The organism is Paraburkholderia eburnea (assembly GCF_002917095.1).
Classification (GTDB): Bacteria; Pseudomonadota; Gammaproteobacteria; order Burkholderiales; family Burkholderiaceae; genus Paraburkholderia; species Paraburkholderia eburnea.
In genome coordinates, this window is sequence record NZ_PQGA01000001.1 from 38,423 (window position 1) to 51,107 (window position 12,685).

General features: G+C 63.0%; 10 protein-coding genes. 1 reads left to right on the plus strand and 9 read right to left on the minus strand.

Translation table 11 applies throughout. The features are described 5' to 3' along the window. Window positions 1-16 precede the first annotated feature (16 nt). The 3 genes from pnp to B0G62_RS00225 all read right to left on the minus strand — a co-directional run bounded on the left by pnp (window position 17) and on the right by B0G62_RS00225 (window position 4,250). Window positions 17-2,167, minus strand: a complete 2,151-nt coding sequence (gene pnp, locus B0G62_RS00215) for a polyribonucleotide nucleotidyltransferase (RefSeq protein ID WP_103701407.1) — start codon at window positions 2,165-2,167, stop codon at window positions 17-19. A gap of 358 nt (window positions 2,168-2,525) precedes the next feature. Continuing rightward, on the minus strand, window positions 2,526-2,795 hold the full coding sequence (rpsO, locus tag B0G62_RS00220; RefSeq protein ID WP_027795476.1) for a 30S ribosomal protein S15: 270 nt from the start codon (window positions 2,793-2,795) through the stop codon (window positions 2,526-2,528). 162 nt (window positions 2,796-2,957) lie between these two features. Beyond that, window positions 2,958-4,250 carry a branched-chain amino acid ABC transporter substrate-binding protein gene (locus B0G62_RS00225; RefSeq protein ID WP_103701409.1) on the minus strand — a complete coding sequence of 431 codons (1,293 nt, stop codon included), beginning with the start codon at window positions 4,248-4,250 and terminating at the stop codon, window positions 2,958-2,960. Window positions 4,251-4,484: 234 nt separating this feature from the next. On the opposite strand from B0G62_RS00225, the gene B0G62_RS00230 reads away from it, so the two are divergent. After that, window positions 4,485-5,063 (plus strand): hypothetical protein, encoded by a 579-nt coding sequence (locus B0G62_RS00230; protein ID WP_103701410.1) that lies wholly within the window; start codon window positions 4,485-4,487, stop codon window positions 5,061-5,063. Between the two features lie 83 nt (window positions 5,064-5,146). Here B0G62_RS00230 and B0G62_RS00235 read toward each other — a convergent pair whose 3' ends face one another. From B0G62_RS00235 to B0G62_RS00260, 6 genes are all read right to left on the minus strand, one after another. Then, window positions 5,147-6,694 carry a 2-isopropylmalate synthase gene (locus B0G62_RS00235; RefSeq protein WP_103701412.1) on the minus strand — a complete coding sequence of 516 codons (1,548 nt, stop codon included), beginning with the start codon at window positions 6,692-6,694 and terminating at the stop codon, window positions 5,147-5,149. Window positions 6,695-6,991: 297 nt separating this feature from the next. After that, window positions 6,992-7,867: a CDP-diacylglycerol--serine O-phosphatidyltransferase gene (pssA, locus tag B0G62_RS00240; protein WP_103701414.1), complete on the minus strand. Its 876-nt coding sequence runs from the start codon at window positions 7,865-7,867 to the stop codon at window positions 6,992-6,994. Between the two features lie 11 nt (window positions 7,868-7,878). Further along, window positions 7,879-8,532, minus strand: coding sequence for a phosphatidylserine decarboxylase (locus B0G62_RS00245; protein WP_103701416.1), 654 nt, complete (start codon window positions 8,530-8,532; stop codon window positions 7,879-7,881). A gap of 148 nt (window positions 8,533-8,680) precedes the next feature. After that, window positions 8,681-9,697, minus strand: coding sequence for a ketol-acid reductoisomerase (gene ilvC, locus B0G62_RS00250; RefSeq protein WP_103701418.1), 1,017 nt, complete (start codon window positions 9,695-9,697; stop codon window positions 8,681-8,683). 123 nt (window positions 9,698-9,820) lie between these two features. Continuing rightward, window positions 9,821-10,312 (minus strand): acetolactate synthase small subunit, encoded by a 492-nt coding sequence (gene ilvN / locus B0G62_RS00255; RefSeq protein ID WP_027795483.1) that lies wholly within the window; start codon window positions 10,310-10,312, stop codon window positions 9,821-9,823. Between the two features lie 117 nt (window positions 10,313-10,429). Continuing rightward, complete coding sequence (locus tag B0G62_RS00260) at window positions 10,430-12,205, minus strand: acetolactate synthase 3 catalytic subunit (RefSeq protein ID WP_103702827.1); 1,776 nt, start codon at window positions 12,203-12,205, stop codon at window positions 10,430-10,432. Between the last annotated feature and the right edge of the window lie 480 nt (window positions 12,206-12,685).

The following is a 12,685-nucleotide window of genomic DNA, read 5'->3' on the forward strand; positions in this document are numbered from 1 at the left end:
GTTTCAGCTCACCGCCTTACTGCTGCGGCTCGCCCTGCGGTGCGTTGCCGCCATTGCCCTGCTCGTTGAGCAGTGCCTTCGCCGACAGGCGCACGCGACCCTTCTCGTCCGTCTGGATGACCTTGACCTTCACGATCTGGCCTTCCTTCAGATAGTCGTTGATGTCCTTGATACGCTCGTTGGCGATCTCGGAGATGTGCAGCAGACCATCCTTGCCCGGCAGCAGGTTCACGATCGCGCCGAAGTCCAGCAGCTTGAGGACCGCGCCTTCGTAGACCTGACCGACTTCGACTTCAGCCGTGATGTTCTCGATGCGCTTCTTCGCTTCGGCCATGCCTTCGCTCGAGGTCGAAGCAATCGTCACGACGCCGTCGTCCGAAATGTCGATGGTCGTGCCGGTTTCTTCCGTCAGCGCGCGGATCACCGAACCGCCCTTGCCGATCACGTCGCGGATCTTTTCCGGGTTGATCTTGATGGTGATCATGCGCGGAGCGTAAGCCGACAGTTCCGTGTTCACGCCCGACACCGCCGAGGTCATCTTGCTCAGGATGTGCATACGGCCTTCCTTCGCTTGCGCGAGGGCGACCTGCATGATTTCCTTCGTGATGCCCTGGATCTTGATGTCCATCTGCAGCGCGGTCACGCCAGCTTCCGTACCGGCCACCTTGAAGTCCATGTCGCCAAGGTGATCTTCATCGCCGAGGATGTCGGTCAGCACCGCGAACTTGTTGTCTTCGAGGATCAGGCCCATGGCGATGCCCGCGACGTGCGCCTTCATCGGCACGCCGGCGTCCATCAGCGCGAGGCAGCCGCCGCACACCGAAGCCATCGACGACGAACCGTTCGATTCGGTGATTTCCGACACGACGCGGATCGAGTAGCCGAATTCTTCCGCGCTCGGCAGGCACGCGACGAGCGCGCGCTTGGCCAGACGGCCGTGGCCGATTTCGCGGCGCTTGGGCGAGCCAACACGGCCCGTTTCGCCGGTCGCGAACGGGGGCATGTTGTAGTGGAGCATGAAGCGGTCGCGGTATTCGCCTTCGAGCGCGTCGATGATCTGCTCGTCGCCCTTGGTGCCGAGCGTCGCGACGACCAGCGCCTGCGTTTCGCCACGCGTGAAGAGGGCCGAACCGTGGGTGCGCGGCAGCACGCCGGTGCGGATTTCGATCGGGCGGACCGTGCGCGTGTCACGGCCGTCGATTCGCGGCTCGCCGTTCAGGATCTGCGAACGGACGATCTTTGCTTCGAGGTCGAACAGGACGTTGCCGACCGACGCCTTGTCGGCCGCGACGGTGCCAGCGGCAGCCGCGTCTTCTTCAAGCTTCGCCGACGTCGCTGCGTAGACTTCCTTCAGCTTGGCCGAACGCTGTTGCTTGTCGCGCAGTTGGTATGCGGCGAGCAGGTCGCTGTGAGCGATTTCCGTCACGCGGGCGATCAGCGCTTCGTTCTTCGGCGCCGGCTGCCAGTCCCACTCGGGCTTGCCGCCGTCGCGAACCAGTTCATGGATCGCGTCGATCGCCGTTTGCATCTGCTCGTGACCGAACACGACCGCGCCGAGCATCACGTCTTCCGGCAGCTGGTCCGCTTCCGATTCGACCATCAGCACTGCGCGTTCCGTGCCTGCGACCACGAGGTCGAGACGCGACTGCTTGCTTTGCGAGCGCGTCGGGTTCAGAACGAATTCGTTGTTGATGTAGGCCACGCGCGCGGCGCCGACCGGGCCGTTGAACGGCAGACCCGAGATCGCCAGCGCAGCCGACGCGCCGATCAGCGCGGGGATGTCAGCCGGGACTTCCGGGTTGATCGACAGGACGTGGATCACGACCTGCACTTCGTTGTAATAGCCTTCCGGGAACAGCGGGCGCAGCGGACGGTCGATCAGGCGCGAGATCAGCGTTTCGCCTTCGGACGGACGGCCTTCGCGGCGGAAGAAACCGCCCGGGATCTTGCCGGCCGAATAGGTCTTTTCGATGTAATCGACGGTGAGCGGGAAGAAGTCTTGACCCGGCTTGGCCGTCTTCGCGCCGACGACGGTCGCGAGCACGACGGTGTCTTCGACGTCGACGATGACGGCGCCGCTCGCCTGACGGGCGATTTCACCGGTTTCGAGGCGCACATTGTGCTGACCCCATTTGAATTCCTTCACGACTTTATTGAACATGGTCATGGTCACTCACTCCTTACTCATTTGTTATGCGTCGCCCGCACACGCGGACGTCGCGGCAAGACAGGTTCCGGCACCGCGCAGGTCAGAGGAGTGTTATGCCATTCCAGCGCGTCGCGCGGCGGTGAACACGCTGCGGCGTGCTGTCGCGCCGCACGATGCGATGGAATGACACAAAACTCTGCCCCGTGGCCCGGCCCTGCTGCTTGTAGTACTGCGTCTGTGCTGCTTCTACTGCCAGGTGTTACGTTGTGCTGCCTTGTACTGCTATCCGGCACGCATCGCGAGAAGCGTACCGTTCAAAAACAAAATGCCTGCATCAGTGGAACTGACACAGGCATCTTTCTGCAAGACCTTGCGATTACTTGCGCAGACCCAGCTTTTCGATCAGTGCGCGGTAACGATCAGCGTCCTTGCCCTTCAGGTAGTCGAGCAGCTTGCGGCGGCGGCTCACCATGCGCAGCAGACCGCGGCGGCTGTGGTGGTCCTTCGCGTGCGACTTGAAGTGGCCAGTCAGTTCGTTGATACGCGACGTCAGGAGTGCAACCTGAACTTCGGGCGAACCCGTGTCGCCGGTGCCGCGCGCGAATTGCGCGACGATGTCGGACTTCTTGATATCTGCTACGGACATTTTACTTTTCCTTAAAAACAAACGAGCGGTCACGGAAGAAAGGCCGTGCCGTGCCTGGTTCTTACCCACCGTGAATTACGGCGAGTCCAGCATTGTAGCACAGCCGGGTCAGGCCGAGAGCCGCCTGGGTTTGCCCACGCCTTTGCCACGCCTTTGTCGGGATCAAGGCCGCTTCATCTGACAGGTCGTCGCGGGTACGGTACGCTCCGGCGGCAGCGCCAGCACCGTGCGGAAGCCGTAGCCCGAGCCTTCGTTGTCATAGCGCACGCCCGGCGTTCCCTGCCTGTCCATCTGCATGACGTAAAGGGGCTGGATCATCTGGTGATCCTCGGCGCGCATCCACATCGGATGGAAGCCATTGTCGAAGCGCATGCCCTCCAGCGCTTTCGCCACCGCCTCGGGATCGGACGAGGCCGCCTTCGTCATCGCCTGCGCGAGCATTTCGACCAGCATTTCCATGCGCAGCACCGGATAGTCGTCCGCCGCAGCCGGATAGCGCACGCGGAACGCCTGATACCAGGCGTCCGACGACGCGCCGCCCGCGTTCGGGTGCCAGTCGGCGACCGCGATCACGCGCTTGACGCCCGCATCGCCCAGCGCCGCCGGCGCGCCCAGGCTGTTGCCGTAGAACGTGTAGAAGCGGGTGTCGAGACCTTGCTCGCGCGCCGCCTTCACCAGCAGCGTGAGGTCGTTGCCCCAGTTGCCGGTGATGACGGCGTCGGCGCCCGACGCGCGGATCTTGGCGATATACGGCGCAAAATCCTTCACGCGGCCGATCGGATGAAACTCGTCGCCGACCACGGCGATATCCGGACGCTGCTTGCCCAGCGCCGCGCGCGCGAGCGTGCTTACGTCGTGGCCGAAGCTGTAGTCCTGGTTGAGCAGATAGACCTTCTTCACCGATTTATCGGCGGCGATCACGTCCGCAAGCGCGTCCATGCGCATACCCGCGTGCGCGTCGAAGCGGAAATGCCAGAAGCTGCAGTTGGCATTGGTGAGCGCGGGATCGTCGGCGGAATAATTGAGGAACAACTCGCGATTTTCCGGCTCGCGCGCATTCTGGCGGTCGATGGCCGCGACGAGCGCCGCCGCCACCGCCGAGCTGTTGCCCTGCATGACGAAGCCGATATGGCGGTCCTGCGCGGCACGCAGTTGCATCAGCGCGGCTTCGGTACTGCCCTTGCTGTCGAGCACGACCAGTTCCAGCGGATGACGCCCATCGGGCAGCGCCACGCCACCCGCCGCGTTCACGCGCTCCACGCCGAAGCGCAGATTGCGCTCGACAGCCGCGCCCGCATCGGCGAACGGCCCCGACATGCCCTCGATCAACGCGAGCTGGATGGGCTTGCCGGTGTTCGCGGCTTGCGCATTCGCGCAAGGCAGCGCGAGCAGCCCTGCCGCTGCCGTCAGCGTGGCGAGCAGTGCGAACGCCTTGCGCGGGTATTGGGACTTCATGCGCTCATTCCTCGTTTTATGTGTCTGGCTCAGGTGAAGCGCGGATCATAGGACGCGCACGCGCGCCGCCGCAAGCCCGGCGTCGCTCACCGGACCACCCCGCGAAATCGCGCCGTGTCAAAATAACGGTTCCATAATGGTTGCAACCGCGGGTTCTGACCGCCGGCTCCGACCGATTCGAAATCGCGCACCGCATTCGCTCGTGATCCCTGCGAGCGAGCGCCGGGAGACTTCATGCTCAACCGCCTTTCCTCTGCCCTCACCGCGCTGGTCGCTCCAGTTGCGCGCCTGACGGCCCTCACACGCGGCCTGCCGCTGCCGCGCCGCGTGCTCGCCGCAGGCCTCGGCACGCTTGCGCTGGCCGGCTGCGTGCCGCCGTGGCAGCAATTCCACGCTGGCGACGACGCCCAGGCCGTGATCGCCCGCTTTGGGCCGCCGCGCGAAAGCTACGACCTGCCCAATGGCGGCAAGCGCCTGATGTGGCCGACCCAGCCGATGGGCGAAACCACCGTCGCCGCCGACATCGACGGCAGCGGCAAGGTCGTCAACGTGCGCCAGGTGCTGCAGCCCAACGAGTTCTACAAGGCCGAGATCGGCAAGTGGACGCGCACCGACGTGCTCGTGAACTTCGGCCGCCCGGAAGAAACCGCCTATTTCCGGCTGATGAAGAAGGAAGCGTGGACTTACCGTTATCTGGAAGACAACGTCTGGTACATGCTCTACAGCTTTTACTTCGACGACCAGGGCATTCTGCGGCTCACGCAGAAGACGCCCGATCCGCTGCACGATCCGGATCTGCGCAACCGGTTCTGATCCCCTGGGCCGCCTGAAAGCAAAACCCCCGCGCTCTCGCGAGCACGGGGGTTTTTTAACGACGACGACAACAGCGCGAACGCTTACGAGCGCTGCGGATTGAGCTTGTCGTTATCCGAATGCAGCTTGTTGAGCGCCGAGATATACGCCTTGGCCGAAGCCGCGACGATATCCGGATCGGTGCCCACGCCGTTGACGATGCGGCCGGCCTTCGACAGACGCACCGTCACTTCGCCCTGCGCCTGGGTGCCGGTCGTGATCGCGTTCACCGAATACAGCAGGAGTTCCGAGCCGCTGCCCACTTCGGTTTCGATCGCGTTGAAGGTTGCATCGACCGGACCGTTGCCCGCGGCTTCGCCCGTGACTTCCGAGCCGTCCGCCGAAAACACGATACGCGCGTGCGGACGCTCGCCCGTTTCCGAGCGCTGCGACAGCGCGACGAACTTGTAGTGCTCCTTCTCCTGCGCTTCGGCTGATTCTTCGGTGACGATCGCGATGATGTCTTCGTCGAAGATTTCGGCCTTGCGGTCGGCCAGTTCCTTGAAGCGAGCGAACGCGTTATTGAGTTCGCCTTCGCTTTCGAGTGTGATGCCCAGTTCCTGCAAGCGCTGCTTGAACGCGTTACGGCCCGAAAGCTTGCCGAGCACGATCTTGTTCGCGCTCCAGCCCACATCTTCCGCGCGCATGATTTCGTAGGTGTCGCGCGCCTTGAGCACGCCGTCCTGGTGGATGCCCGAAGCGTGCGCGAACGCGTTGGCGCCCACCACGGCCTTGTTCGGCTGCACGACGAAACCGGTGATCTGCGACACGAGCTTGGAGGCCGGCACGATCTGCGACGTGTCGATGCCGAGATCGAGGCCGAAGTAGTCCTTGCGGGTCTTCACGGCCATGACGATTTCTTCGAGCGAGGTATTGCCCGCGCGCTCGCCGAGGCCGTTGATCGTGCACTCGACCTGACGCGCCCCGCCGATCTGCACACCGGCCAGCGAGTTCGCCACCGCCATGCCGAGGTCGTTATGGCAATGCACCGAAAACACCGCCTTGTCCGAGTTCGGAATGCGTTCGCGCAGCGTCTTCACGAGGTTGCCATACAGCTCTGGCACGCCGTAGCCGACCGTATCGGCGATATTGATCGTGGTCGCACCCTCGGCGATGACGGCTTCGAGCACGCGGCACAGGAAGTCCATGTCCGAGCGGCTGCCGTCTTCCGGCGAGAACTCCACGTCGTTGGTGAACTTGCGCGCAAAACGCACTGCGAGCTTCGCCTGTTCGAGCACCTGCTCCGGCGACATGCGCAGCTTCTTCTCCATGTGCAGCGGCGACGTGGCGATGAAGGTGTGAATGCGGAAGTGGTCGGCGGGCTTGAGCGCGTCGGCGGCGCGCTGGATGTCCTTGTCGTTGGCGCGGGCCAGCGAGCAGATCGTGCTGTCCTTGATCAGGCCGGCGATCGTGTGGATCGCGTCGAAATCGCCATTCGAGCTGGCCGCGAAGCCGGCTTCGATGATGTCGACCTTCATGCGCTCGAGTTGCTTCGCGATACGGATCTTCTCTTCCTTCGTCATCGACGCACCGGGCGACTGTTCGCCGTCACGCAACGTCGTATCGAAGATGATGAGCTTGTCTGCTGCCATTTTGGGTCTCCGGGGGGACTTGTTCAGTGTCTAAAACGGATTTCGGGTGTTCGCGCCACCGATGGCGACGCTGACAATGAACGAGGCTTACGGAGGGCGAGCGAGATCAGCGCGGCAGGCGCGCTAGCGCTAGCGTGCGTAGGGGCGCGCCGGCTTGAAGGGAGAAGAAGGGGAACTGGATGGTGTCCATCAGCCGACTATAGCCGGATTCCGCCGATAGCGCAATCCGGGTGGGCCGCGGAAAACAAAAAGGGCCGCGCTCGCGCGCAGCCCTCTGGATTCAGCGATTCAAGCGCCCTACCGCTCTCTTGGCGATGAGCGCGCCGGGTTATTGCGCCCGCGCACCGACTGCCAGGCCCAGAACACATAGCCCGAAAGGCCATAGAGCACGAACAGGCCGAACAGCATCAGCGGCGGATCGGACGAGACCAGCACGAAAGCCACCACCACCAGCAGCGTGGCCGCGAACGGCACGCGATGGCGCACGTCGAGCGCCTTGCCGCTGTAGAACGGCGCGTTCGACACCATCGTCACGCCCGCGTAGATCGTCAGCACGAAAGCGACCCACGGCAGCCATGAGAGCTTCACCGGCACGCGGTTGTCGGTAGCCAGCCAGACGAAGCCCGCGATCAGCGCAGCCGCGGCCGGGCTCGGCAGGCCCTGGAAAAAGCGCTTGTCCACCACGGCAATGTTGGTGTTGAAACGCGCGAGCCGCAGCGCGGCGCCCGAGCAATAGACGAAGGCCGCCAGCCAGCCCCAGCGCCCGAGGTCCTTGAGCACCCACTCGTACATCACGAGCGCGGGCGCGACGCCGAACGAGACCATGTCCGACAGGCTGTCGAACTGCTCGCCGAACGCGCTCTGCGAATGCGTCATGCGCGCCACGCGCCCGTCCATGCCGTCGAGCACCATCGCCACGAAGATGGCGATGGCCGCCACCTCGAAGCGCACGTTCATGGCCTGCACGACCGCGAAGAAACCGCAGAACAGCGCGGCGGTCGTGAACGCATTGGGCAGCAGATAGATGCCGCGCTTTTTCAGGAATTCCTGGCGGGCGGCACGGCGGCTAGCCGCAGGGCCAACGGACTCCTGCATGGCCTTGTTGCGGCGGAACGGTCGCGGTAGCGGCGCGTTGCCGGGATTACGGGGTCGACGCGGTTTGAGTCCGGCCATCGGTGCCCTCCTTATGCCGATTGGGTCGGCAGTTCAGCGAGGATCGTCGACGAGGCGGAGACCTTCTCGCCGATCGACACGCGCGGCCGGCTGCCCACCGGCAGGTACACGTCGACGCGCGAGCCGAAGCGGATGAAGCCATAGCGCTGGCCGCGCGAGAGCGGCTCGCCTGCGCGCACGTAGCAAAGAATGCGGCGTGCGATCAGGCCCGCGATCTGCACCGAGGTCACGGTCGTGCCGTCGGCCATCGTGAGCACCACGGCGTTGCGCTCGTTCTCGGTCGAAGCCTTGTCGATGGCGGCGTTCAGATACGCGCCCGGGAAGTATTCGACCTTGGCGACGGCGCCGTCCACGGGTGAGCGTTGCGAGTGGACGTTGAAGACGTTCATGAACACGCTGATCTTCAGCGCTTCACGGTTGGCATACGGGTCGTGCGCGGTTTCGACCGCAACGATGCGGCCATCGGCCGGACACAGCACGGCGTTGGCCTGGGTCGGAATCGGGCGCGGCGGATCGCGGAAGAACTGAACGACGAAAATCAGGATCAGCCAGAACGGCCATGCGTAGCCGAAGCCTGCGACCGCATGGATCAGAAGCGTCACGACGGCCGCAATGGCGATGAACGGCCAGCCTTCGCGCGCGATGATCGGATGGGGGTAATTCATGTTGGCTTCGCAGTTATTATAAAAACCGTAGCATAGCAAAAGCCGCCCAGGCTTCTTCTCACCTGGGCGGCTTTTGTTGAGTCCGACTCGGGTACGCCGGCTGCGCGTCGGTCAAAACCGCACAGCCAGACAGATCCGCTCCGTCAGATTAGTTCTTCGACTGGTCGACGAGCTTGTTCGCGGCTATCCACGGCATCATCGCGCGCAGCTTCGCACCGACCGTTTCGATCTGGTGCTCGGCGCCCAGGCGGCGGCGCGATTGCAGCGTCGGTGCGCCCGCCTTGTTTTCCAGAATGAAGCTCTTGGCGTATTCGCCGGTCTGGATGTCCTTCAGGACGTCCTTCATGACCTTCTTCGTCTCAGCCGTGACGACGCGCGGGCCCGTCACGTACTCGCCGTACTCGGCATTGTTCGAGATCGAGTAGTTCATGTTGGCGATGCCGCCTTCGTAGATCAGGTCGACGATCAGCTTCAGTTCGTGCAGGCACTCGAAGTACGCCATTTCCGGCGCGTAACCGGCTTCCACCAGCGTTTCGAAGCCAGCCTTGATCAGTTCGACCGTACCGCCGCACAGCACGGCTTGTTCGCCGAACAGGTCGGTTTCGGTTTCTTCGCGGAAGTTCGTTTCGATGATGCCGGCACGGCCGCCGCCGTTCGCTGCTGCGTACGACAGCGCGATGTCACGCGCTGCGCCCGACTTGTCCTGGTGGACAGCGATCAGGTGGGGCACGCCGCCGCCTTGCGAGTACGTACCGCGGACCGTGTGGCCCGGCGCCTTCGGCGCGATCATGATGACGTCCAGATCCGCGCGCGGGATCACTGCGCCGTAGTGCACGTTGAAGCCGTGTGCGAACGCGAGCGCTGCGCCGTTCTTGATGTTCGCGTGAACTTCCTTCGCGTAGACATCGGCGATCTGCTCGTCGGGCAGGAGCATCATGACGACGTCGGCGCTCTTCACCGCATCGGCCACTTCCTTGACCTGCAGGCCGGCGTTCTCAGCCTTGCTCCACGATGCGCCGTTCTTGCGCAGACCGACCGTGACGTTCACGCCGCTGTCTTTCAGGTTCAGCGCGTGTGCGTGGCCTTGCGAGCCGTAACCGATGATCGTGACCTGCTTGCCCTTGATGAGGGAGAGATCGGCGTCCTTGTCGTAGAAAACTTTCATGTTGGTTCCTTGGCGAGAGTCTGGTGAATTTCGGTACTGCTATTAGCTTTTGCTGCGCCGGATGCCGCGTGTCGTAACCGCTTCATCCGGTCAAGTTCCGGTGCAAGATCGACTGTGGTCGGGTCACACCTTCAGAATGCGCTCTCCGCGCCCGATGCCCGAGCCGCCCGTACGGACGGTTTCGAGAATCGCGGTTGCGTCGATCGCTTCGATGAACGCGTCGAGCTTGTCGCTCGCGCCCGTCAGTTCGATCGTGTAGGTCTTTTCGGTGACGTCGATGATGCGGCCGCGGAAAATATCCGCCATCCGCTTCATCTCCTCACGTTCCTTGCCGACCGCCCTTACCTTGATCAGCATTAGCTCGCGCTCGATGTGGGCGCCCTCGGTAAGGTCGACCACTTTCACCACCTCGATCAGGCGGTTCAGATGCTTCGTGATCTGTTCGATCACGTCGTCCGAGCCAATGGAAACGATGGTCATGCGCGACAGCGAACGGTCTTCGGTCGGCGCCACCGTCAAGGTTTCAATGTTGTAGCCGCGTGCGGAGAAGAGGCCGACCACGCGCGAGAGCGCGCCCGGCTCGTTTTCCAGCAGAACGGAAATGATGTGTCTCATGATGTGATCCGCGATTTATCCAGATTGAGCGTGTCGCCGCTGCGTTCCCGCGAACCCGCACGCCCCTTGTGTGGACGCGCGCCGCGCGGGATTGCAACGGCTGTCGTTCGAATACCGTTACAGGTCTTCCGAGCCGAGCAGCATCTCGGTGATGCCCTTGCCGGCCTGAACCATCGGCCAGACGTTTTCGGAAGGGTCGGTCTGGAAATCGAGGAACACCGTGCGGTCCTTCAAACGCAGCGCTTCCTTGAGCGCCGGCTCGACGTCCGCGGTCTTTTCGATACGCATGCCGACGTGGCCGTACGCTTCGGCGAGCTTCACGAAGTCAGGCAGCGCATCCATATAGGAATGCGAATAGCGCTTGCTGTATTCGATCTGCTGCCACTGGCGGACCATGCCGAGGTAGCGGTTGTTCAGCGAAATGATCTTCACGGGCGTGTCGTACTGCTTGCAGGTCGACAGCTCCTGAATGCACATCTGGATCGAGCCTTCGCCCGTGATGCACAGCACGTCGTCGTCCGGGTGCGCCATCTTCACGCCCATCGCCGCCGGCAGGCCGAAGCCCATCGTGCCGAGACCGCCCGAGTTGATCCAGCGGCGCGGCTGGTTGAAGCGATAGAACTGGGCGGCCCACATCTGGTGCTGGCCCACGTCCGAGCACACGAACGCGTTGCCGCCCGTCAGTTCCCACGCCTTTTCCACCACGAACTGCGGCTTGATGATGTCGCTCGAACGGTCGAATTTCAGGCAGTTCTTCTCGCGCCAGCCTTCGATTTCCTTCCACCAGTCGGCGAGCGCGGCCGTATCCGGGCCGTGTTCGGCGTGCTGAAGCTGCTCGATGAGTTCCTTGAGCACTTCCTTGACGTCGCCGACGATGGGGATATCGACCTTCACGCGCTTCGAGATCGACGACGGGTCGATGTCGATGTGAATGATCTTGCGCGGACGCGAGGCGAAGTGCGCCGGGTCGCCGATCACACGGTCGTCGAAGCGCGCGCCGATCGCGATCAGCACGTCGCAGTGCTGCATCGCCATATTGGCTTCGTAGGTGCCGTGCATGCCGAGCATGCCGAGGAACTTGCGGTCGCTCGCGCGGTAGCCGCCCAGACCCATCAGCGTGTTCGTGACCGGGTAGCCGAGCAGATCGGCGAACTGATTCAGTTCGCGCGACGCATCCGCGAGGATGATGCCGCCGCCGGTGTAGATATACGGACGCTTGGCCGAGAGGAGCAGCGACACCGCCTTGCGGATCTGCCCCGAGTGGCCCTTGGTGACCGGATTGTACGAGCGCAGTGCGACGTTCTTGACCGGTTCATACGCGCACGGCGTCTTCGACACGTCCTTCGGAATGTCGATCAGCACGGGGCCGGGACGGCCGGTGCGCGCGATGTAGAAAGCTTTTTTGACGGTAGCGGCGAGGTCGCGCACGTCCTTCACGAGGAAGTTGTGCTTCACACAGGGACGCGTGATGCCGACCGTGTCGCACTCCTGGAAGGCGTCTTGACCAATCGCGGCGGTAGGCACCTGGCCGCTGATGATCACCATCGGGATCGAGTCCATATAGGCCGTCGCGATGCCCGTCACCGCATTGGTGACGCCAGGTCCCGAGGTCACGAGACACACGCCGACATTACCGGTCGAACGCGCGTAGGCATCGGCCGCATGCACGGCTGCCTGTTCGTGGCGCACGAGAACGTGCTGGATCTTGTCCTGCTTGTACAGCTCGTCGTAAATGTAAAGTACCGAGCCGCCGGGGTAGCCCCAGATGAATTCGACCTGCTCGTCGGCGAGCGCCTTCATCAGCACGGTTCCGCCGATGGAAGTAGCAGCTTGAGGGGCAGATTCTTGCGAAGGGGGGACCGACGTGGAGAATTCCGCGCTGGGCATATTCATCATTGACCTTTCGAATTTTCGGCAAAAAATTGATCGGGTGCTCTCTGCCGGGCTTGTGGCTCGGGTTCAAGCGGCGCGTCCAGTTGACAGATGAGCTTCTTGGGCCACATCCGAATTGAGACAAGTCACTTATGTTGCGAACCGTCGAAGATAGCGGCTCGAAAGCATTCGGTCAAGCGCTTATTTTGCGATTTCCGTTCAAGCGCCGCTCGTTCGCCGCGCATCGGGAATAAACGTTGCGTGCGCGACAAATCCTCCCGGAATCCACATGCGGACCACTTACGGACCGCAAAACACGAAGACAATTGAAAGAAGTCCGCAAGATCCCTATCGAGGCCACAGCGCGACGCCACAGCGGCTTGCTGAAAGGCGCGCGGACGCTTTCTGCCCGCTCGAACGCAAACGTCTGGCCGGACGGCGCCCCCGCTTGCGCGAAAATTTGCTAGGATCCGCGGGTTTTACGACATTTTTCGAACGATT